The 20,670-nt window shown below is 63.7% G+C and carries 21 protein-coding genes and 1 riboswitch; of the genes, 10 read left to right on the top strand and 11 right to left on the bottom strand.

Translation table 11 applies throughout. The annotated features are described in order from the left end of the window. Nucleotides 1-275 precede the first annotated feature (275 nt). From BO1_RS30620 to BO1_RS30605, 4 genes are all read left to right on the top strand, one after another. Complete coding sequence (locus BO1_RS30620; RefSeq protein ID WP_028220810.1) at nt 276-575, top strand: cyclic-phosphate processing receiver domain-containing protein; 300 nt, start codon at nt 276-278, stop codon at nt 573-575. 182 nt (nt 576-757) lie between these two features. Beyond that, nucleotides 758-1,048: a hypothetical protein gene (locus BO1_RS30615; protein WP_028220809.1), complete on the top strand. Its 291-nt coding sequence runs from the start codon at nt 758-760 to the stop codon at nt 1,046-1,048. Between the two features lie 38 nt (nt 1,049-1,086). Then, nucleotides 1,087-1,341: a hypothetical protein gene (locus BO1_RS58110; RefSeq protein ID WP_084688281.1), complete on the top strand. Its 255-nt coding sequence runs from the start codon at nt 1,087-1,089 to the stop codon at nt 1,339-1,341. A gap of 116 nt (nt 1,342-1,457) precedes the next feature. Further along, the gene (locus BO1_RS30605; protein ID WP_028220808.1) at nt 1,458-1,799 is read left to right on the top strand and encodes an H-NS histone family protein; all 342 of its coding nucleotides are present in this window, start codon (nt 1,458-1,460) and stop codon (nt 1,797-1,799) included. A gap of 156 nt (nt 1,800-1,955) precedes the next feature. Here the strand turns inward: BO1_RS30605 and BO1_RS59580 are convergent, their stop codons facing one another. Continuing rightward, entirely contained in the window at nt 1,956-2,291 is a 336-nt protein-coding gene (locus BO1_RS59580) for a hypothetical protein (protein WP_156992478.1), read from the bottom strand. Nucleotides 2,292-2,333: 42 nt separating this feature from the next. After that, a riboswitch (SAM-I-IV-variant riboswitch) is annotated at nt 2,334-2,436 on the bottom strand. A gap of 131 nt (nt 2,437-2,567) precedes the next feature. Next, a complete protein-coding gene (locus tag BO1_RS30595; RefSeq protein WP_028220806.1) occupies nt 2,568-3,020 on the bottom strand; it encodes an Lrp/AsnC family transcriptional regulator in 453 nt (150 codons plus the stop codon). A gap of 119 nt (nt 3,021-3,139) precedes the next feature. Between BO1_RS30595 and BO1_RS30590 the strand changes: the two genes are divergently transcribed. The 4 genes from BO1_RS30590 (at nt 3,140) to BO1_RS30570 (ending at nt 7,437) form a co-directional block, all read left to right on the top strand. Further along, nucleotides 3,140-3,766 (top strand): LysE family translocator, encoded by a 627-nt coding sequence (locus tag BO1_RS30590; protein WP_167338410.1) that lies wholly within the window; start codon nt 3,140-3,142, stop codon nt 3,764-3,766. Between the two features lie 624 nt (nt 3,767-4,390). Beyond that, nucleotides 4,391-5,683, top strand: a complete 1,293-nt coding sequence (locus tag BO1_RS30580) for a D-amino acid dehydrogenase (protein WP_028220803.1) — start codon at nt 4,391-4,393, stop codon at nt 5,681-5,683. 148 nt (nt 5,684-5,831) lie between these two features. Next, complete coding sequence (locus BO1_RS30575; RefSeq protein ID WP_028220802.1) at nt 5,832-6,431, top strand: short chain dehydrogenase; 600 nt, start codon at nt 5,832-5,834, stop codon at nt 6,429-6,431. A gap of 130 nt (nt 6,432-6,561) precedes the next feature. Beyond that, entirely contained in the window at nt 6,562-7,437 is an 876-nt protein-coding gene (locus BO1_RS30570; RefSeq protein WP_028220801.1) for an SDR family oxidoreductase, read from the top strand. A gap of 52 nt (nt 7,438-7,489) precedes the next feature. Here BO1_RS30570 and BO1_RS30565 read toward each other — a convergent pair whose 3' ends face one another. Continuing rightward, nucleotides 7,490-8,221, bottom strand: a complete 732-nt coding sequence (locus BO1_RS30565) for a Uma2 family endonuclease (protein ID WP_245643944.1) — start codon at nt 8,219-8,221, stop codon at nt 7,490-7,492. 148 nt (nt 8,222-8,369) lie between these two features. Between BO1_RS30565 and BO1_RS30560 the strand changes: the two genes are divergently transcribed. Further along, nucleotides 8,370-8,576: a hypothetical protein gene (locus tag BO1_RS30560; protein WP_028220799.1), complete on the top strand. Its 207-nt coding sequence runs from the start codon at nt 8,370-8,372 to the stop codon at nt 8,574-8,576. 583 nt (nt 8,577-9,159) lie between these two features. Beyond that, nucleotides 9,160-9,732 (top strand): cupin domain-containing protein, encoded by a 573-nt coding sequence (locus BO1_RS30555; protein WP_028220798.1) that lies wholly within the window; start codon nt 9,160-9,162, stop codon nt 9,730-9,732. Nucleotides 9,733-9,802: 70 nt separating this feature from the next. Here the strand turns inward: BO1_RS30555 and BO1_RS30550 are convergent, their stop codons facing one another. From BO1_RS30550 to BO1_RS30515, 8 genes are read right to left on the bottom strand one after another with little or no spacing between them, the layout of a single operon-like run. Next, entirely contained in the window at nt 9,803-12,961 is a 3,159-nt protein-coding gene (locus BO1_RS30550; protein WP_028220797.1) for a multidrug efflux RND transporter permease subunit, read from the bottom strand. Nucleotides 12,962-12,979: 18 nt separating this feature from the next. Beyond that, a complete protein-coding gene (locus BO1_RS30545; protein ID WP_052409666.1) occupies nt 12,980-13,537 on the bottom strand; it encodes a GNAT family N-acetyltransferase in 558 nt (185 codons plus the stop codon). Then, nucleotides 13,525-14,070: a GNAT family N-acetyltransferase gene (locus BO1_RS30540; protein WP_043287255.1), complete on the bottom strand. Its 546-nt coding sequence runs from the start codon at nt 14,068-14,070 to the stop codon at nt 13,525-13,527. The genes BO1_RS30545 and BO1_RS30540 overlap by 13 nt, the downstream gene beginning before the upstream one ends. 47 nt (nt 14,071-14,117) lie before the next feature. Next, nucleotides 14,118-15,479 carry a TldD/PmbA family protein gene (locus BO1_RS30535; RefSeq protein WP_043287254.1) on the bottom strand — a complete coding sequence of 454 codons (1,362 nt, stop codon included), beginning with the start codon at nt 15,477-15,479 and terminating at the stop codon, nt 14,118-14,120. Then, nucleotides 15,479-16,915, bottom strand: a complete 1,437-nt coding sequence (locus BO1_RS30530) for a TldD/PmbA family protein (protein ID WP_028220793.1) — start codon at nt 16,913-16,915, stop codon at nt 15,479-15,481. The genes BO1_RS30535 and BO1_RS30530 overlap by 1 nt, the downstream gene beginning before the upstream one ends. Further along, nucleotides 16,912-18,552, bottom strand: a complete 1,641-nt coding sequence (locus BO1_RS30525; protein WP_028220792.1) for an ABC transporter ATP-binding protein — start codon at nt 18,550-18,552, stop codon at nt 16,912-16,914. Before BO1_RS30525 ends, BO1_RS30530 begins: the two co-directional genes overlap by 4 nt. Continuing rightward, nucleotides 18,552-19,664, bottom strand: coding sequence for an ABC transporter permease (locus BO1_RS30520; protein WP_028220791.1), 1,113 nt, complete (start codon nt 19,662-19,664; stop codon nt 18,552-18,554). Before BO1_RS30520 ends, BO1_RS30525 begins: the two co-directional genes overlap by 1 nt. Continuing rightward, nucleotides 19,618-20,670 (bottom strand): microcin C ABC transporter permease YejB, encoded by a 1,053-nt coding sequence (locus BO1_RS30515; protein ID WP_028220790.1) that lies wholly within the window; start codon nt 20,668-20,670, stop codon nt 19,618-19,620. Before BO1_RS30515 ends, BO1_RS30520 begins: the two co-directional genes overlap by 47 nt.

Genomic DNA, 20,670 nt, shown 5'->3' with positions numbered 1-20,670 from the left:
CGGGTCATTCGCAAAGCCGTCAAGCGCATTTTCGAAAAAATTTTTCGGGCCATATTTCGCGCTCGTTGACCTGCCCGCGGACCCCGTCCGAATCATGGCGACCCGACACGACATACCCGAGCCGGACTGGCACCGCGCAGCCATGACAACCGCTGCCGGCACTACTCATCGACCCGCACAGCTTGTGCAGCGCGCCCCTCGAGGTGCTGCCATCCTTCGACGGGAGCGGCCCGTGACTAAGATCGACGACAGCCTGTCCGCCAGAGCCGGACGGATTGAGCATCAGGCTTGCACCTGGCGCGGCCGATTATCAGCACCCGGTGTCGTCGACATGGGTGGTCGCTCGCACGTCGAGCGAAGCGGTCTCATTGCTGGAATCGCGCGGGTGCCCCTATGAGATTTCGTTTGATCATGACCTCGGGGCTGACGATACGGCAATGGTCCTCATCAAGAAGCTGATCGAGACGGATCTGGATTCCGAGGGAGGATTCATTCTCGAGGACCTCAAATTCTTCGTACATAGCGCCAACCCCGTTGGAAAAGAAAACATTCAATTACTTTCCATTCCCATCTAAATCACCGCGCCGCTCGACACCAAAAGAACAGCGCCCCCCAGGTTCTCCGATCGGCCGGCGAGGTCCTGAATAACTCGCTGTTACCAATCTCGCAACGCCGTTGCACCTGTGTCCAATCACGCCGCATACACTCCGATCCGTGCTCACCAGGAACGCACACAACGTGCGGAGGAGTAAAGGAAATGAACAGGACAATTCTCGGCGTGGTACTGGGTGCAGTTGCATTGGCGGCCTCGACGGCGGCAAGCGCGCACGTTGATGTAGCCGTCGGCGTTGACGTGCCCGGCGTAGCCTACGCCCCAGTTCAACCGGCTTACGTTGCTCCGCCGCTTCCAGCGTATGTCCCCGCTCCGGTCATGATGGCCTCGCGTGGCGACGATGACTGGCGCGCACGTGAATGGCGCGAGCACGAATGGCGCGAGCGCCAGTGGCATGAGCGGGAATGGCACGACCATGACCACCGGGACTATTGAACCCATGCCGATAACCCAATATCAAACGGAATCCCGTCATGAAAGTTAATCATCGAATCACGATGCTCGTCGCGGCCACCGCTGTGGGCCTGGCCGCAGCCGGCTCAGCCAATGCAGCCGGATGCCTCAAAGGCGCAGTAGTGGGCGGCGTGGCCGGCCACTACGCGGGTCACCACGCCGTCGTGGGTGCGGTTGGAGGCTGTATTGTCGGGCGTCACGTTGCGAAAAAGCAGGCCGAGGAACGTGCCGCACAACATCAGGCAGACCGTGCGCATCAGCTAGCCACGGGCTGACCGGCTGGGCATTTGCGGGCCGCTATCAAGGACGCCCATTGGAGCTGTGCTATCCTGGCGGCATGCGACTTGCAGTAATCTGCTCAAGAGTTGCATTCGGAGCGGAACATCACGAAATGGACGAACGAAAACGCGAAAGCATAGTGGCCTACCTGCGGCGCCGGATGGCCGAATTTGGAATTGAACCCGACGATATCGCCGCGTCCATTGCAGCAGACCAGGAGCAGTTGCGAGCGGCGCGATACCGCGACGCCATCGGCAACACTTGGGACGGCAAAGGCGATGCCCCGCAGTGGGTGATTCAGGCGACCAGCGCTGGACAGTCGCTCGAGCATTTTGCAATTGGCGCGACCACGGCGGAGGAGCCGGTGAAGCGCAATAGCGTTGACTGGCGCAATGACCCATTTGCGGGCACCCGACTCGCGACCATCAAACCGGAGCGCCTCGGCGCCAGCTGATGCGCCTGCACCGTTATTTGGAGCGTGTCAGGCACTTTCGCGCTGCCACCGAGGAACGACGCTCACGAGCGCCACGGCAAGCGTTCATTTCAAGCGATCAAGTGTCTGTTGCTCGAAATAAAAGTGCTCCGTGACTTGTCCGCTCAAGGATTGCCATCAGAGTGGAGCATGCCTAGATGGGCGAATGAAATGATGCTCCATCCTTGTGCGCAACACGCCGTCGAGCGCGGCAAGTTGTTCGCGCAGTCGAATCGCTTGCTTTTCCGTCATCTCGCCAAAAACGATTTTTTGCTCGAGAACATCACCGCATCGGGTGACGGCCCAACGGTCAACGGCAGCTGTTTCACCTTCGAGCATGGCGGCTGCTGTCGAGACAATACCCAGATCCAGTCTCGACACGAGATGAACCGTATGCGTCAACGTGAAACCCGGAAGGATGTGCGACCAGTCGTGACAGACTGCGGGGGTGCAGGTTGAGGTATCTTGGCGCATAGTTGCTCCGGATGAATGTTGATCGAACCGGTGCTAGCCATGCTGCTCCCGTTTCGTTGCCGTGAATCGGCCGCATCGCCTCAAGGCGTCCACCTTGCCCGGGAGGGCAGGTTGGCGTCGGATAGTCCGACTCTGGATGCTCTACTTCTGAAACTCCGTTCGATATCTCGAACTTCGGTCCATTATACCGAAACACGGCCATTGAACAAGCAGTCCCTGGAAGCCGACTATTTATTTGTCACACGAAACCGGGTTTTCCCGAGCGGCCACTCGCAATCACAATGGAAGTGGCCGGTCGTGAAAAATGCTTTTCATGACGAGAGTCGACGTCAACTTCAATACCGAAGGCAGCGCCGTCAACCGGCGGTCGTACAGTGCCTGAAACGCCTTCAAGTCCCGCGTAACGACATGCAGCATGTAGTCGGGCTCGCCAAAGAGGCGTTCGGCCAGCGTGATTTCTGGAATCTCCACGAGCGCGTCCTCAAACGACCGGATGCTTTCGCTACTGCTTCCACTCAGCGTGACGAAGACAATTGCGGAAAAATTCAGCCCGACAGTTGCCGGGTCGATCGTGGCACGGTAACCGCTGATGACCTGCGCACGTTCGAGCGCGCGCAGTCGTCGCTGGCACGGCGACAGGCTCAAGCCAACCCGCTCACTCAGCTCCGTGATTGAAAGTCGTCCATCTTGCTGTATCTCAGCAAGAATCTTGCGATCGATTGCGTCCATTCACGAAATTCTAGCGCTGGGCTATGCCAGTGGGCAAGAAATGGGGAGCACTTTCCGGGTCCGAATCCGTAATATTTACCCCCTTGGGCGCGGGTGTCCGCATAACCGGAAAGGGTGCAGTGGAAGCTAGTTTGTTGACGGCGTTTTGGGTCGTCTCGTTCTCGTTGGTCATGGTCCCAGGAGCAGACTGGGCTTACGCGATTTCGGCTGGCCTGCGTGGTCGCATGGTTGCACCCGCAGTCGGTGGCATGTTGCTCGGGTACCTGGCAATCACCGTAGTCGTAGCGGCAGGGATTGGAAAACTGGCCACGCGCGTTCCGGCAGTGCTGAGCATCTTGACGGTCGTCGGTGGCGCATATCTGCTCTGGCTGGGTATCAAGACTCTGATGCGTCCGCCCGAAATCACTGCCGGTCACGATGACACACAGAAGAGCCCGTGGGGATGGTCAATGCGGGGATTCGCCATCAGCGGCCTGAACCCAAAGGCGATTCTGCTTTTCGTCGCCCTTTTGCCTCAGTTCGTCAGGCCCAATGCCGGATGGTCGGCTGCCGGCCAGATCGTGGCGCTGGGGCTTGTGCACATGGTCAACGTCGGTTCGGTCTACTCCGTCGTCGGTCTGGGATCGAAAATTGTTCTGGGCACTCGACCCAAGGCGGCTCGCGTGGTCGGGCAGCTCTCCGGCGCAGCGATGATTCTCGTCGCGGTCCTCCTGTTTGTCGAACAGGTCTACGCTTTCGCGCGATAAGCACGACGCGCTCAGTGGCGGACCCACCGCAAGGCGACGCCAGTTACACGAGCGCCATCCAAACCTGCTCTGAGGACTCGCCGCACAGTTGCCGGACCATGAGCGCACCGCACTTGCGGCATCGATAGTGCTCGAGGGCAACGCGACCTTCGCACTGCCCTACTCCAACCAGAATCATCTCGTCATTGCTGGCGAAACTCGACGAGCGTCCATCAAGGCTGTTGCACTCATTACAGAGTTCCATGGCAATCCTCCGTCGCCGGCGTCCCCGAGAGGAGCCGAACGGAAACGATGACCCGGACGAGCGGGCCGCTGGGTCGACGCTGGCGACGCGACGTGCGTGCAGCCTAAATATCCTCCAAAAGGTGGTGCGGTGCAACAGATTCTGCGCGGACAATGGACTCGACGGAGTCGTCAAAGGATGTGCAAGAGAGCTTTGCGCGTGCCACAGGCAGTTGGCCTCTGCGCAGCATAAAGGGAAAGCAGTCGACGCGATGGCCAGGTCGCTGACCCACCGTGAACTACCAATAAGAGAATATGATTCACCAAAGCACTGCGATTCTCGCGGTTTGTCAGGTCTTATTTGAGTAATTAATAATATCTCTGGCGGCGGAGTCGACTGATATGCGAGTCCTCGTACTGGGCAGTGGCGTGGTTGGAGTGACAAGCGCGTTCTATCTCGCGCGTGCGGGTCATGATGTCGTTGTCGTCGACCGGGAACAGGGTCCCGCGCTCGAAACGAGCTTCGCGAATGCTGGGCAGATTTCGCCAGGCTACGCAGCGCCGTGGGCTGCACCGGGCGTGCCGCTCAAAGCCGTGAAGTGGATGTTCCAGAAGCACGCACCGCTTGCCATTCGTCCGGACGACGAAGACAAGCAGTTCCAGCTTCAATGGATGTGGCAGATGTTGCAGAACTGCACTGCCGAGCGTTACGCCATCAACAAGAACCGCATGGTTCGACTCGCGGAATATAGCCGCGACTGCCTGAAAGCGCTGCGAGCCGAAACAGGAATTCAGTACGAGGGGCGCACGGGCGGCACACTGCAAGTTTTCCGCACACAACAGCAGTTTGACGGCGCGGCCAAGGACATCGCGGTTCTGAAAGAGGCGCATGTCCCATATGAGTTGTTGTCCCGGGACCAACTCGCCAGCGTGGAGCCGGCACTGGCTGCCACCTCGCACAAGTTGACCGGCGGACTGCGCTTGCCCGGCGATGAAACGGGCGACTGTCAACTGTTTACGACGCGACTTGCTGCGCTGGCCGAGCAGGCGGGCGTGACCTTCCGCTACAACACGCTGGTCGATGGTCTAGTAATCGAGGGCGGCAAAGTCGCCGGTGTGCGCCATGGTGCCAAGCTCATCCACGCAGATGCGTTCGTTGTCGCATTCGGGTCCTACTCCACGAACTTCCTGTCTCGCCTCGTCAAGATTCCCGTCTATCCTCTCAAGGGCTATTCCATCACGGCGCCTATCGTCGACGAAGCTCGCGCACCGGTCTCGACTGTTCTCGACGAAACCTACAAGATCGCCATCACACGCTTCGAAAAGCGCATCCGCGTCGGCGGCATGGCTGAGATCGTTGGCTTTGACAAGCGTCTGCGCGAGGCGCGTCGCGAGACCCTCGAGATGTGCGTCAACGACCTCTTCCCTGGCGGCGGAGACACATCGAAGGCGACCTTCTGGACCGGGTTGCGTCCAATGACGCCGGACGGAACGCCGATTGTCGGTCACACCGCCGTGCCGAACCTCTATCTCAACACGGGGCATGGCACGCTCGGCTGGACCATGTCATGCGGCTCGGCGCAGCTTCTCGCAGACCTGATATCCGGGCGGAAGCCCGCGATCCAGTATGACGACCTGAATGTCTTTCGCTACGAGAAAGAGCCGGAAGCACCGCGCGATTTTCAACTGAGCTAGGCGTTGCAGCATGGCAGCCCGACGTGCAGCGCATCTGCTGTGCTGCGTTAGCGTTGCCTCGCTACAGTAGTACGATATTCGTTCGTCTTCACGCCACGTGCGATGCGTCGCTTCGCGCTGGCCTGACGCTTCCGGATCAGGAGGACCTATGCGCATTCTGCTAGTTGGCGCGACCGGACTGCTCGGCAAGGAAATCCTTCGCCTGCTCTCACCTGAACACGAAGTCATTGGTGCGAGCCGCAACGGCCCGGACCTCTCGGTGGACCTCGCAGACAAGGCATCCATCGTCTCAATGTACCGGCAGCTCGGAACCGTTGATGCCGTGATTTGCGCCGCAGGTTCAGCGAAATTTGCGCCGCTTGAATTGCTGACCGACGAAGACTTTGCGTTCAGTCTCTCGAACAAGCTGATGGGACAAGTCAATCTCGTCCGGTGCTCGGTCGGTCACATCGCACAAGGCGGCTCCCTGACGCTAACCAGTGGCATTCTCTCCCAGCATCCGGTCACAGGCAGTGCCGTCGTGGGCATCGTCAATGCGGGGGTCGAGGCGTTTGTCCGCTCCGCGGCGCTCGAACTGCACGGCAAGGCGCGCGTCAACGTCGTCAGTCCGGGATGGGTTTCAGAAACGCTTGCCGCAATGGGGCAGGATTATTCGGCAGGTACCCCCGCCGCGGTGGTCGCCCAGGCGTACAAGCGAAGCCTGGTCGAGGACATCACGGGACAGGTCATTCCAGTCAAAAAGCCGTGAAAGCCGCGCCACCATCGTTCAACGCGCCATCGCAGCAACGGCGTTCCACTTCGGTCTTGCCGTTTTGACTCGTAGCAACGCCGCGTTTCGTACTTAACCACATACCAGGCCAAGCATTGAGGAGACGACCATGAACCTCGCCGGCAAGACACTATTCATATCGGGAGGCAGTCGTGGTATCGGACTTGCCATTGCACTCCGGGCGGCACGCGACGGTGCGAACATTGCGATTGCAGCCAAGACCGCCGACCCGGACCCGCGGCTCGAGGGCACGATCCATACGGCGGCTGCCGCTGTGGAAGCGGCAGGCGGAAAGGCGCTTGCGCTGATCGTCGACATTCGCGATGAAGAACGCGTCAAGGCTGCGGTTGCCCAAACCGTTGAGGTGTTCGGCGGCATCGACATACTCGTGAACAATGCCAGCGCCATCCGCTTGACGGGAACGCTGGATACGCCCGTCAAGCGGTACGACCTGATGCATGGGGTGAACGGGAGAGGCACGTTTGTCTGTGCCCAGGCCTGCCTGCCCCACCTCCTCAATTCGACGAATCCACACATCCTCACGCTGTCGCCACCGCTGGTCACCGACGCAAAGTGGTTCAAGGACTTCCCGGCCTATACGATCGCAAAGTACACGATGAGCCTGTTCACCCTCGCGCTAGCGGGTGAGTTCAAGGACCGTGGCGTCGCCGTGAATTCGCTGTGGCCAAGAACGGCGATTGCGACCGCTGCCGTGCGAAACGAGATTGGCGGTGCGGAGATGATTGCAGCGTGCCGCAAGCCGGAGATCGTCGCCGACGCGGCCCACTATATCCTGACGCGCCCGTCGAGAAAGTGCTCGGGAAATTTCTTTCTCGATGATGAGGTGCTAATGGCGGCGGGTGTCCGGGACTTCTCGCAATACGACGTCCAGGCGGGCGCGGCATTGCAGGCAGATTTTTTCGTTGAGGCCTTGCCCGGCATGCGACGGGCGGACAATATGGTCAAGGCGAAGCCGGGCCTGTGAGGTACCTGGTCACCCCGGCTCAACGATGGCAGACACGATTTGGTGTCGTGTTTCAGTGGGAAACCGGGGCAAACTCGTCGAAGTACATTCGCTCGAGTGAGAGCGTTATGCCGAACGCAGAGGATTTCAGCGGTCCATTCGCTCCGAAGAATTGCAGTTCTCCGCGCTGGCCAACAACAATAACCTCTCGGGCGCCACCCTCCAGGTAAGCCCTGACTCTCGGGCCGATGTCATGCGCAAGCGTGCGGTCAAGAAGCACCTCGACACACAAGTCAGGCACAAACGGAATTGGGGCTTCCCGGTCAAACCCTTCCCACTTTTCCGGCGGCATCCAGACAACGTCAGGTACGCGGATTCCGAATGAGGGCGTCGCCACGGCGACCGACATGGCCGCCACGTGACCAATCTGCTCGGCGATCTGGCAGTAGACGTCAGTCACGACAATCTGGCGCCTTGCTGAGGGCTGCGGATGCGGCACCGCTTCGCCGCGACTATCCAGTTCACAGCATTCCCACAACCCGGAATCAGGGTTGGGGTGAATCCGACGCCAAGTCGCAACGAGTCCGTCCCGCTCGAGAAGAGTAGACACAACGACAAGCCTCCAATAGGGAAACACAGTAAGGGTATTCCCTTTGTCCTCGCGTGAAAAGCGATTATTTATGTGCGCCGCACAATCCAGCCAGGCAGCGCGTGCGGAATTGCTCTTTCGGCCGTTATCGGGCCACATCATGAGGCCCAGTGCCCCTTGTGAGCCCATGGCTTTGCGGTGAAGTCTGAATTTCATTGACGCTCATTGTGCATCGCGTCAAAATCCGGAAATCAAGCGCCATGACACGAATCGTGCCGACGAGGCACATCAAGAATTGGGTGGCCGCTCAGCCGTGGAGTCATCCGGCCCAAGAGCGCGCTATGACTAGAACACGGGAAGTGAAATGGAACTCGATGCTGAGACATTCCGGCGACTGCGCCGTCTCGCCCCGGTCCTCGACGACATACTCAACGCCGGAGAAGTCGAACATGCGGACCAGGCAGTGAATCTCGCGGCACTCGCACAACTATGCTCGACCCTGTTCGACGCTTACTGCTCCATGCATCCTGACGAGACCGCGCAAGCCAGCCTGAACGTGCGTGAGCCGTAAATCAGCAACTTGCTGTGCTCTCGTCGGCCGCCATCAAGGACACCCATTCGAGCTGGGCTGCCTGGTGGCATACGACTTTCATTTATCTGCTCGAGGATTGCATTTAACGCGGATACCAATTAGATATACGAATTAAAACGCGAAAACATGGCGGCCTGATTGCACCGCAGGATGGCCGAATTTGGAAGAACGTGCCAGGAGGCAGGAATCGGCGCGATGACGTGGCGTTCAGCGCAAGCACCCAGCCTGGTGAGCCACACATCGACCCGAGCGCTGCCCCCTTGAAACAAATGGTGATTATTAGCCAGTCATTGAATAGTGTTATGCTGCGCCCTGTAGCTTATCGTTCATGGACGCCGAACCTGGCCCATGTTCGCAGTTCCACACGCGACAAATAGAATTGAATCCTCTGGCACAGCTGGCGTTTCGCAATGGCCTTCCATTGCAAGCCGCGAGATACCCATTTGAGGCATTCACGGAGATCAGCCGCCATTGGATATCCAGTGCATCGCTCCATGGGCCGGTACTTTGGCTGGCATGAGATCCGGATCAAAGCACATTCATCAGACAACACAGTTCCGCCATGGTTTCGAAAGCCGTCGAATCACAAAACGTCGTCTCGGTAGGCAGCAAGATTCGCGGACTGCGTCAGCGGCAAGGCCGCACACTGGATGACATCGCCACGGCGGCGCAGCTCTCCAAACCGTTTCTCTCGCAGGTCGAGCGAGATCTTGCGAGCCCCTCCATCACCTCGCTCGTGAGCATCGCCAAGGCGCTCGGCGTGCCCGTCAGCTATTTCGTCGATGCGCCCACCGAAGCGGGTTGCGTATGCCGCGGCCAGGATCTCAAGTTCTTTGGCTTTGCCGATTCGGCCAACCTCTATGCGCGCCTCACCAACCCAACCGGCGGCCGCCAGCTCGAGGCCATTCTCGTGCGCATGCCGCCCGGCAAGCGCGACAGCGAAGTCACCACGCACGCCGGCGAGGAATTCCTGCACGTGCTTTCGGGTGAAGTGACGCTCACGCTCGAAGGCCAGTCGTTCGTGGTTCGCGCGGGGGACAGTGCGCACTACGAATCGACTGTGCCGCACGCCTGGAGCAACACGTCGGATCAGGAAACCGTGCTCGTCTGGGTAGGTACGCCGCGTATCTTCTGAAGCCGTGCTGCCCACCGTTGCGGTGCGGCAGCTTCAAGGACAATTTCGCTGGCAGCGCTTCCAGCATGTTTCAAGGCGCTTGCGTTTCACTGTCTTCCACCGCCTCCGGCAAGTCTTGCTCGCGATGGCGCGGCAACGCGCGTCCCGCACCCTTCACACGCGTGCGCGATACCACCGTGTAATAGAGCACGGGCGTGAACACGAGCCCGAGCAGCGTAGCCGCGATCACGCCGCCGAACACACCCGTGCCGATCGAGTGCCGGCTCTCCGCACCGCCGCCCTGTGAGATCACGAGCGGCAGGACACCGAGCAGGAACGCCGCCGAGGTCATCACGATAGGCCGCAGGCGCTCGCCACTCGCGCCCACCACCGCCGCGCCGAGCGGCACGCCGCGCGCACGGCGCACGTTCGCGGCCTGCACGATCAGGATGGCGTTCTTCGCCGCGAGGCCGATCACGGTCACCATCCCCACCTTGAAATAGATGTCGTTGGGCAATCCGCGCAGGAGCATCGCGCTCACCGCGCCCACCGCGCCGAGCGGCACGACCAGCAGCACCGAGAGCGGCGTGATCCAGCTCTCGTAGAGCGCCGCGAGCACCATGAACACCGCGAGCAGCGAAAGGCCGAGCAGGAGCGGCGTCTGGCGCGCGGCCTGCACTTCCTCGAACGCGGCGTCGGTCCATTCTCCGGACACACCCTCGGGCAGCGCGAGTGCGAGCCGCTCCATTTCCGCCATCGCTTCGCCCGAGCTATGGCCCGGCGCTGCGCGCCCCGTCACGTCGAGCGACGGATAGCCGTTGTAGCGGCTCAGCATCACGGGGCCGAGCGTCCAGTGCGTGGCGGCGATCGACGACATCGCCACGGTGCCGCCCGCCGAGTTCTGCACCGGCAGCTCGAGCAGCTGGTTGTCGCTCATGCGCGTGGGTGCGTCGGCGGCGACGATCACGCGGCGCATGCGGCCGCCCGCCGGGAAGTCGTTGACGTAGTTCGAGCCGAACGTGCTGCCCAGCACGTCCGCGATGCGGTCGAACGAGACGCCGTACGCGTAGGCCTTGTTGCGGTCGACGTCGAGCTCCACGCGCGGCGCGTCGGGCAGGTCCTCCGAATGCACCTGTGCCACCACGCGGCTCTTGCCCGCGGCGTCGATCAGCTGATCGCGCGCGGCTTTCAGCGCGTCCATGCCCGCGCCGCCGCGATCCTCCAGCCGGTACGTGAAACCCTCGGCGTGCCCGATCCCCGGCACCGCCGAAGGCAGCGTGGCCTGCACGTCGCCGTCGAGGATCGTCGCGAACTGCTCGTTGAGCGCGTCGCGCAGCGTCTGCGCGTCTTTTTCCTCCTTGCCGCGCTCGCCCCATGGCTTGAGCTCGACGAACGCCATCGCCACGTTCTGGCCGCTGCCCGCGAAGCTCCAGCCCACCACGCTCGTCACGTTGCCCACCGCCTGCTGCTTGCCGAGGATCGCCTCCACGCGCTTGACCACGTCGAACGTGCGCGCCTGGGTAGCGCCCGCGGGCAACTGGATCATTACCTGCAGCTGGCCCTCGTCCTCGCTCGGCAGGAAGCCCTGTGGCAGCTTCCAGTAGAGCAGCGCCCCGACCGCGCACAGGAGCACGTAGATCGCCAGCAAGCGCGGGCCGCGCCGCAGCAGCGCGGCCACGAGTGCGCGATAGCCGCGCGAGGCCCGCGCCGCTTGCGCTGCAAGGCCGCGCTCGGGCCTGTGCACAGGCTTCGGCATCCTGAGCAAGTTGGCGCATAGTGCCGGCGTCAGCGAGAGCGCCATGAACGACGAGACGAGCATGGACGCGATCATCGCCACGGCGAACTGCCGGTAGATGCCGCCCACGTTGCCGTTGAAGAACAGCATCGGCACGAACACGGCCGTGAGCACGGCCGTCACGCCGACGATCGCGCCGCCGATGCGCTTCATCGCGGCGCGCGTGGCCTCGCGCGGCGGGAGACCGCGTTCGTGCATCACGCGGTGCACGCTCTCGACCACGACGATGGCATCGTCCACGAGGATGCCGATCGCGAGCACGAGCCCGAACATCGTGAACACGTTGATCGACATTCCGCCCGCGTAGAGCGCGAGAAACGCGCCCATGAGCGTGACGGGAATCACCACGGTGGGCACGAGCGTCGAACGCAGGTCTCGCAGGAACAACCACATCACGGCGAACACGAGCACCACGGCTTCGATGAGCGTGATCACCACTTCGTGGATCGCCACGCGCACGAAGTACGCGGTATCGAACGGGATCTCGATCGCCATGCCCGGCGGCAGGTGCTTCGAGAGCGCCGCGAGCCGTGTGCGGATCGCGTTCGACGTTTCGAGCGCGTTGCCGCGCGGGCCCAGCTGGATGCCCACCGTCGCCGCGGGGCGGCCGTTCAGCCGCGAGTAGAAGGAATAATCGGCGCGGCCGAGCTCCACGCGCGCGATGTCGCTCAACCGCACGAGCGAGCCGTCCGTCTTCGCCTTCAGCACGATCTGCCCGAATTGCTCGGGCGTGTCGAGCTGCCCCTTCACGCTCACCGACTCGGTGGTCTGCTGCCCGTTCACGAACGGCGCGTTGCCGAGCGTGCCCGCCGTCACCGGCGCGTTCTGCGCGGAGATGGCCAGGTTGACCTCGGCGGCCGTGAGACCGTATTCGCGCAGCTTCACGGGATCGAGCCAGACGCGCATGGCCTCGTCGGAATCCCAGAGCTCGGCCGCGCCCACGCCCGGCGCGCGCTTCAGGTCGCGCAGGATGAAGCGGTTCAGGTAGTCGCTCAGTTGCGCCGAATCGCGCGAGCCGTCGGTGGAGGTCAGCGCGACGAGCATCAAGAAGGTGTTGGCGGCCTTCTCCACGTCGATGCCCTGCTGCACGACCGGCTGCGGCAGTCGTGCCTCCACCTGCTTGAGCCGGTTCTGCACGTCCACGAGCGCGATGTCGGGATTGCTGTCCGGCGCAAAGGTCACGTCGATTTCGAGGTTGCCGAGCGCGTCGCTGGTCGTTTCGTAGTACTGCAGACCTTCAATGCCGTCGAGGCTCTCCTCGATCACGCTCGCCACATTCGCGTCCACTTCTTCCGGCGATGCGCCCGGATACTGCGTGTAGATCACGATGCGCGGCGGCGAGAGCCGCGGATACTGCGCAACCGGCAGCATGGGGATCGCGAGCACGCCCGCGACCATCACGGCGAGTGCGATGACCCACGCGAAGACCGGCCTGTCGATGAAGAAGAAGGGCACGCGCTTGTCGGTCCGCGGTTACGAGGTTGATGGAAACGCAAACGGTGGGGCGTCCGCGTAGCGCGCCATGTGGAGCGTGTCAGCGAGCAGGCCGTCGCGCATGGCGGAGCCGCGCGAGCGCCCTTCCACCACGAAGCCGAACTTGCGATAGAGCGCGATCGCCGCTGCGTTGTCGGCGAACACTTCGAGCTCGAGCCGGCGCAGGCCCAGCGATTGGTCCGCGCACTCGACCATCGCCGCCATCAGCGCGCTGCCCACCCCGCGCCGCCAGTACGCGTCGTGCACGGCGAAGCCCAGCGACGCGCAGTGCGAGCGGCGCGGCTTCGCGACTGCGAGATGCGATTGGCCGACGACGCGGCCATCGATTTCAGCGCAGATCGTGATGCAGCCCGGCGGCCGGCTCTCGTGCCATGTACGCAAGGATTCGGGCGTGCGCCAGCCGCTCAGGAGCGTGCCGTGGCGCACGCCTGGCTGGTTCATCATGTCGACGAGCGCATCGAAATCGGACGGCTCGGAGGTGCGCACGCGAATGCTGCCGGCAGACGTGGACGCGGGCGATGAGGTCATGTCGTGCATGGGCAGCACTCCTGAGCGAACGGCAGCGCCTCGCGCAGGCGCGCCATCAAGAAAGCGTCGATGAGCACGCCCTCGCGCAACACGGTGCCGCGAAAGCGCGCCTCGACTTCGAAACCGCACTGGCGATAGAGCGCGATCGCGGGGGCGTTGTCGGTGAAGACATGGAGTTCGAGCCGGCGCAGGCCGAGCCAGTTGTCGGCGAAATCGAGAATCTGCCTCATCAGATGGGCACCGATGCCGCGCCGCTGCCAGCCGTCATGCACGCAGATGCCGATCTGGCCCACGTGCGCGCGGCGCAGCTTCTGAGGATGGAGCTCGGCCTCGCCCACCATCGTCTCGCCCACCCATGCACCGATGGCGAGCGCGGGCGACATCACGCCGGCAATCCACTCGCGCGTCTGTTCGAGCGAGCGATACGGTGCATGCGGATTGCCGCGCAGCACGGACGGGCCGTGCTGCAGCGCATGGAACGCTTGGGCATCGCCGGGGCGCAGTGCGCGCACAACGAGCCCCTCGGGTAACCTCGACTGCATGATTGTTTCCTTCTTGTTCTTCGAGTCGCCGGGCGTGGACTAACGGGCTACAGCGTCAATTCGAACGACTTCACCAGCACCCCCGGCAGTTTCATGCCGCCCGTCGCGCGCTGGCCCCATGTGTCGTCGGAGAGGCGCAGCTCGGGCTGCGCGCCCAGGCGTTCGAGCCGCTCGCCCAGCAGACCGTACAGGCTGTCGTCGAAGCGCATGGCATCCACCGGCGCGACGATGCGGCCCTCTTCCACCCAGAACGTGGCGAAACGCGTCATGCCGGTCAGCCGGCAGCTCATGCGGTCCGAGAAGTTCACATACCACAGGTTGCCCACATAGAGCCCGGTGCCGAGCGCCGCGAGCACGTCCTCCTCCGCGAGATCGCCGCCCGCCATCGCAAGCGACACAGGCGCCTCGTTCGCGAGCGCACCGTTGGGCGTCAGGCCGTACTCGCGCGCCGTACGGGCGTTCGTCAGTTGCGCGACGCTGCACCCCTCGCGCACGAGCGGCACGCTCGCGCGCAGATAGCCGTCGTCGTTGAAGGCTGGCGCGATGCCGAGCTCCAGGTCCTCCGCAATCGAGACGCGCGCGTCGAGCGCGACCTCGCCGCCGTGCAGCCGATGAAGCGGGCTCTGCGCAGTCGCGTGCGCGCGCGCCGAAAAGCCGCCCCACGCGGTCACGCCCAGCAGCTCTTCGAGCGCCGCTGGCGCGAGCCACGCGCGGTACTGGCCCGGACCCAGCGCACGCGGCGCGAGCGCGAGCACCGGCAAGCGCGCCGCCGCCTCCTGCACCTTGCGGGCGAACACCGCGTCGTCCCAGTTCTCACCCGCGTAGCTCGTCTTGATCGCGCGCCCGCCCGGATGGTAGAGCGACCAGCTGAAGCAGAAGTTCTCGACTTCGTGCCAGCCGCGGCTGCCGCCGCTCGACGCGAAGCCGCGCGAGACCGACCCGCCCGCGTAGAAGCCCACGAAATCGAGCCCGCGCGCGCATTCGGCCACCACGTGCACGAGCGCGTGGGGATCGCGCAAGCGCCCCGCGCGGCGCGTGGTGCGCTGCCATGACGTGGTGTCGTACAGCAGGTGCGGATCGTCGGGCGCGTCGCGCAGGCCCGCGCGCAGCGTCTGCAGCGCTGCGCTCACCTCGCGCAGGTCCTGCCCGGCGTTGCCGCAGATGTCGAGCGTCGAATACGCCTGGCGCGCGCCATCGATCAGGCGCAGCGTGAGCCGCCCCTGCGAGACCTGGCCCGTCTGCCGGACCTTGCCGCCGTTGAAGCGGATGAAGTCCGACTGCTCGCCCGCGAACGACGTGAGCGCCGTTTCGCCCTCGACCAACAGCGCGTCGATCTCGCCCGCAAGCATCATGAAATGCGTATGCCAGTCCACGCTCACGCGCTCACTCGAGAAAAGTCTGTCACTCATCAGGCGCCTCCGAACACGTCGACGTTGCTGAATACGCACGCGGGCGACGCGTGCCCCACGCGGATCACCTGCGCGGGCTCGCCCTTGCCGCAATACGGCGTGCCGTAAACCTCGCGTGTGCTCGCGTCGCCTACCGCAACGAGGCTGCGCCAGAAGCTCGCCGAAATGCCGCGATAGTTCGGGCGCTTCACGACCTGCGTGAGCTTGCCGTTCTCGATGAGCCGGCCGTATTCGCAGCCGAACTGGAACTTGTTGCGATGGTCGTCGATCGACCACGAGGTATTCGAAGTCATCAGGATGCCGTTCTCGATGTTGGCGATCATCGCATCGAGCGTTTGCGAGCCGGGCTCGATATTCAGGTTCGCCATGCGGTCGATGGGCGGGCGATTCCAGTTGGCCGCGCGCGAGTTCGCCACGCCGGGCAGCCCCGCGCGCTGCTGCGAGAGCGCCCCGCCGAGCGGCCGTTCGAGCCGGCCGTTGCGGATCAGGTATTGTTTGGTCGCCGCGCTGCCGTCGTCGTCGAATGCGTAGGTGGCCGCTTCTTCGCGCAATTCGGGATCGAACGTCACGTTCAGCAGCTCCGAGCCATACTGGTAGCTGCCGAACATCTCGGCCTTCACGAAGCTCCAGCCCGCAAAGTTGCGCTCGTCGCCGAGAATGCGGTCCAGTTCGAGCGGATGCCCGATCGACTCATGGATCTGCAGCATCATCTGGTCCGGCATCAGCAGCAGATCGCGCTTGCCCGACGGGCAGTTCGGCGCCGCGAGCAGTTGCAGCGCCTCGTCGGCCACGCGCGCGCCCGCGCCATCGAAGCCGTGGCGCGCGAGGATCTCGAGGCCGCCCTGGGCGAGCGCGCCATGGTCGCCCGCGAGCGTGCGCACCTGCGTGTCGCCGTTGGCGTGCGCGGCCACGCTCAGGCCCGGCATCAGGTAGCGAAAGCGCTGCTCGATGCGCACGCCATCGCACGTGAGGTAGAGCTGGTCCGCGTGCGCGACGTGCATGCTCGCCACGCGCTCGACGATGCGCGCATCGAGGTTCGCGGCCGCGCATTGCTGCGCGAGGCGCTCCAGCCATTCGCCGCGCGTGGGCAGCGGCGTTTCCAGGTTCGGCGAGGCATAGCTGCCGCTCGCTGCGGGCCGCGCAAGCTCGCGATGGTCGATCAGCGAGAAGTTCGCGCTGGCCTGCGCCCGCGCCGTGGCGATGTCGAGCGCGCGCTGCAGCCCCGCTGCGCTCAGGTCGGCCGTGGCGGCGTAGCCCGCACCCGCGCCGGCCCACGCGGTCACCATGGCGCCGCGCTCGTGCACGGCGTGCAACGGCTGCACGACGTCGTTGCGCACGGCGTGGTTCTCGATCTGCTCGTCCACGATGCGCAGCGACCAGAAGTCGGCGCCGCTCTTCAGCGTGCGCGCGGCCTGCGCCCAGCGTTCATCGATCATGCGAACTTCTCCTTGAGGTCCGGCGGCTGTGGCGGCTCCTGCAGCATGGAGGAAGCCAGCAGCGACTGCGTGTAAGGATGCGACGGCGCATGCAGCACGTCGAGCGTGTCCCCCTGCTCGACGATGCGGCCCGCTTTCATCACGATCACCCGATGCGCCATCGCGCGCATCACGGCCAGATCGTGCGTGATAAACAAATAACTCAGCTTGTACTTCTTTTGCAAGTTCGTGAGCAGCGCGAGCACCTGCTTCTGGATCGAGACGTCGAGCGCGCTGGTGGGCTCGTCGAGCACCATCAGCTCGGGCTCGACCGCGAGCGCGCGCGCAATGGCAATGCGCTGGCGCTGGCCGCCCGAGAATTCGTGCGGATAGCGCTGCAGCGAATCGGCCGGCAGCCCTACTTCCTCGAGCAGCGAGGCGATGCGCGTGCGCCGCGCCGGACCTTCGATATCGGGGCGATGCACGGCCAGCCCCTCGCCCACGATCTGCTCGATCGTCATGCGCGGCGAAAGCGAGCCGAACGGGTCCTGAAACACCACCTGCAGGCGCGAATACAGCTCGCGCCGCGCGCGCGCCGTGCGCTGCTCCGAGAGCGGGATTCCGTCGATGCGGATCTCGCCCGCCGCCGCCCCCTGCAGGCCGAGCACCGTGGCCGCGAGCGTCGACTTGCCCGAGCCCGATTCGCCGACGATACCGAGCGTTTCGCCGCGGCGCAAGCTCAGATCCGCTTCGTGCACGGCCCGAAACGTTGCGCTGCCAAAGACCGAGCGCCAGCCCCTGGCCGCCGTCCGGTAGTCCACCGCCAAACCCTTCACTTCGAGAATGGGGGGCGCGCCGGCTTCGATTGCCGCCACCTCGCGGCGCGGCTCGCTGTCGAGCAGGCGCTGCGTATAAGGGTGCTGCGGGTTCGAGAACAGCGCCTCGGTCGTATTCGTTTCCACGAGCACGCCCTTCTCCATCACCGCCACGCGCTGCGCGAAGCGCCGCACGAGGTTCAGGTCGTGCGTGATGAGCAGCACGGCCATGCCGCGCTCGGCCGCCTCCTGCTCCTGCAACTCGATCAGCAGGTCGACAATCTGCTGGCGCACGGTCACGTCGAGCGCCGTGGTGGGCTCATCGGCGAGCAGCAGACGCGGGCGGCACGCCAGCGCCATCGCGATCATCGCGCGCTGGCGCTGGCCGCCTGAAAGCTGGTGCGGGAAGCTGTCGATGCGGCGCTCGGGCTCGGGAATGCCGGTGCGGCGCAACAGCTCGATGCCGCGCTCGCGCGCCGCGCCCGCGCTCAGCCCCTCATGCAGGCGCAGGCTTTCCGCAATCTGCTTGCCCACCGTATACAGCGGATTGAGCGCCGTCATGGGCTCCTGGAACACCATGGCGATATCGGCGCCGCGTATGCCGCGCATCTGCTGCTCGGTCTTTTGCAGCAAATCCTCGCCATTGAACAGCATGCGCCCGGAAAGCTCCGCATGATCGACGAGGCCGAGGATCGACAGCGCCGTCACGCTTTTGCCCGAGCCCGATTCCCCCACGAGCGCCACGCGCTCGCCGCGCGCGATCGAGAGGCTCAGTTCGCGCACGGCCACCTTCTCGCCAAAGCGTACGCCAAAGCGCTCGATTTCCAGCAAAGGACGATTCATCACTTGCCTCCGCCGAATGCCGAGCCTTTGCGGCGCGTGTCGAGAGCGTTACGCAGCGCGTCGCCCATGAAGGTCAGCAGCAGCAGCGTGATCACGAGCGCCGCGAAAGCCGAAAGCGAAATCCACCACGCTTCGAGATTGTTCTTGCCCTCCTGCAGCAATTCGCCCAGGCTCGGCGTGGGCGGCGGCACGCCCAGGCCGAGAAAGTCGAGACTCGTGAGCGAGAGAATCGCCGCGCTCATGCGGAACGGCAGGAACGTGATGACCGGCGTGAGGCTGTTGGGCAGCACGTGGCGCCACATGATCTGCCAGTTCGAGAGGCCCATCGTGCGTGCGGCCTTCACATAATCGAGCGAGCGGTTGCGCAGGAACTCGGCGCGCACGTAGTCGGAGAGCACGAGCCAGCCGAACATCGAAAGCAGGATGAAGAGCAGCCATAGCGTGGGCTCGAAAATCGACGCGAAGATGATGAGCAGATACAGGTCCGGCATCGAGCTCCAGATTTCGATGATGCGCTGGCCGATCAAATCCGTTCGTCCTCCATAGAAACCTTGCACCGCGCCCGTGAGCACGCCCAGCGCGACGCCCGAGACCGTGAGCGCGAGCGCCATCAGCACCGAGAGCCGGAAGCCGTAGAGCAGGCGCGAGAGCACGTCGCGGCCGAACTGGTCGGTGCCGAGCCAGTTGCTGGCCGAGGGCGCGGAGGGATAGGGCTGCGCCGCGAAGTAATCGATCGTGTCGTAATGGAAATGATTGGGTGGATAGACCGCGAAGTTGCCGTTCGACTCGAGCCGCTGCCTGATATACGGATCGAGATAGTTGGTCTTCGCGGGAAAGTCGCCGCCGAAGATCGTCTCCGGGTAGTCCTTCACGATCGGGAAGTAGTAGTGGCCTTCGTAACGCACCACGAGCGGCCGGTCGTTGGCGAGCACCTCGCCAAACAGGCTGATCGCGAACAGCGTGGCGAAGATGACGAGACTCCAGAAGCCGAGCGGCTGCGCGCGAAAGCGCAGCCATGTGCGCCGCCACGGCGAAACCGGGGGCGCATGCGCAACGGCTGCGGACTCAGCGGTCCAGGCGGTGGAACTGGATGCGGGGGTCGACGAGGACATAGCAGACGTCAGCAATGAGTTTGGTGATGAGGCCGATCAGCGTGAACAGGAACAGCGAGCCGAGCACGACGGGGTAATCGCGGCGGATCACCGAGTCGTACGAGAGCTGCCCCATGCCGTTCAGGGAAAACAGCGTTTCGATCAGCAGGTTGCCGTTCAGGAATGCGCCCACGAACGCGGCTGGCAGGCCCGTGACAAGCGGAATCGCGGCGTTGCGCAGCACGTGCTTCCACAGAACGTCGCGCTCGGGCGCGCCTTTCGCACGCGCCGTGAGCACATACTGGCGACCGATTTCCTCGAGGAACGTGTTCTTCGTGAGGATCGTGACGATCGCGAAGTTGCCCACCACGGAAGCCGTCACCGGCAAGACGATGTGCCAGAGGTAGTCGAACAGCTTGCCCGTGAGGCTCAGGTCGGCGAAGTTATCGGACGTGAGGCCACGCATCGGGAACACCTGCCAGAACGTGCCGCCGCCGAACAACATCAGGAGCAGCACGCCCAGCACGAAGCCCGGCACCGCGTAGCCCGCGAGCACGAGCACGCTGGTCACCGTGTCGAAGCGCGAGCCGTTGCGCACCGCCTTCGCAATGCCGAGCGGCACCGATATCAGGTAGGTGAGCAACACCGTCCACAAGCCGAGCGTGATGGAGACCGGCAGCCTCGAGCGGATCACGTTCCAGACGCTGTCATGCTGGTAGTACGACTCGCCCAGATCGAAGCTCGCGTAGTTCTTCAGCATGACGAAGTAGCGCGTGAGCGGCGGCTTGTCGAAGCCAAACTGCTTCTTGATCTGCTCGATCTGCTGCGGGTCCACGCCCTGGCTGCCGTGATAGCCGCCACCGCCCGAGCCGCCCTCGCCGCCGTGCGCGTTGCCGTGGCGCAGCTGCGCCATGATCTGCTCGACCGGCCCGCCCGGCACGAACTGCGTCACGACGAACGTGAGCGTGACGACGCCGATCAAAGTGGGCACCATCAGCAACAATCGTCGGAAAATATAGGCAAACAT

It is taken from the genome of Paraburkholderia oxyphila NBRC 105797 (assembly GCF_000685075.1).
GTDB classification, from domain to species: domain Bacteria; phylum Pseudomonadota; class Gammaproteobacteria; order Burkholderiales; family Burkholderiaceae; genus Paraburkholderia; species Paraburkholderia oxyphila.
Note: the sequence above shows the minus strand (reverse complement) of the source record. Positions and strands in the feature narration are given on the sequence as shown.

Excerpts from the sequence above, each read along its gene's own strand:
- BO1_RS30575 (WP_028220802.1), top strand. The coding sequence starts at position 5,832 with ATGCGCATTCTGCTAGTTGGCGCGACCGGACTGCTCGGCAAGGAAATC.
- BO1_RS30540 (WP_043287255.1), bottom strand. The coding sequence starts at position 14,070 with ATGCAGTCGAGGTTACCCGAGGGGCTCGTTGTGCGCGCACTGCGCCCC.
- BO1_RS30595 (WP_028220806.1), bottom strand. The coding sequence starts at position 3,020 with ATGGACGCAATCGATCGCAAGATTCTTGCTGAGATACAGCAAGATGGA.
- BO1_RS30515 (WP_028220790.1), bottom strand. The coding sequence starts at position 20,670 with ATGTTTGCCTATATTTTCCGACGATTGTTGCTGATGGTGCCCACTTTG.
- BO1_RS30605 (WP_028220808.1), top strand. The coding sequence starts at position 1,458 with ATGGACGAACGAAAACGCGAAAGCATAGTGGCCTACCTGCGGCGCCGG.
- BO1_RS30545 (WP_052409666.1), bottom strand. The coding sequence starts at position 13,537 with ATGCACGACATGACCTCATCGCCCGCGTCCACGTCTGCCGGCAGCATT.
- BO1_RS30525 (WP_028220792.1), bottom strand. The coding sequence starts at position 18,552 with ATGAATCGTCCTTTGCTGGAAATCGAGCGCTTTGGCGTACGCTTTGGC.
- BO1_RS59580 (WP_156992478.1), bottom strand. The coding sequence starts at position 2,291 with ATGCGCCAAGATACCTCAACCTGCACCCCCGCAGTCTGTCACGACTGG.
- BO1_RS30520 (WP_028220791.1), bottom strand. The coding sequence starts at position 19,664 with ATGTCCTCGTCGACCCCCGCATCCAGTTCCACCGCCTGGACCGCTGAG.
- BO1_RS30530 (WP_028220793.1), bottom strand. The coding sequence starts at position 16,915 with ATGATCGATGAACGCTGGGCGCAGGCCGCGCGCACGCTGAAGAGCGGC.
- BO1_RS30580 (WP_028220803.1), top strand. The coding sequence starts at position 4,391 with ATGCGAGTCCTCGTACTGGGCAGTGGCGTGGTTGGAGTGACAAGCGCG.
- BO1_RS30615 (WP_028220809.1), top strand. The coding sequence starts at position 758 with ATGAACAGGACAATTCTCGGCGTGGTACTGGGTGCAGTTGCATTGGCG.
- BO1_RS30560 (WP_028220799.1), top strand. The coding sequence starts at position 8,370 with ATGGAACTCGATGCTGAGACATTCCGGCGACTGCGCCGTCTCGCCCCG.
- BO1_RS30565 (WP_245643944.1), bottom strand. The coding sequence starts at position 8,221 with ATGAAATTCAGACTTCACCGCAAAGCCATGGGCTCACAAGGGGCACTG.
- BO1_RS30555 (WP_028220798.1), top strand. The coding sequence starts at position 9,160 with ATGGTTTCGAAAGCCGTCGAATCACAAAACGTCGTCTCGGTAGGCAGC.
- BO1_RS30570 (WP_028220801.1), top strand. The coding sequence starts at position 6,562 with ATGAACCTCGCCGGCAAGACACTATTCATATCGGGAGGCAGTCGTGGT.
- BO1_RS58110 (WP_084688281.1), top strand. The coding sequence starts at position 1,087 with ATGAAAGTTAATCATCGAATCACGATGCTCGTCGCGGCCACCGCTGTG.
- BO1_RS30535 (WP_043287254.1), bottom strand. The coding sequence starts at position 15,479 with ATGAGTGACAGACTTTTCTCGAGTGAGCGCGTGAGCGTGGACTGGCAT.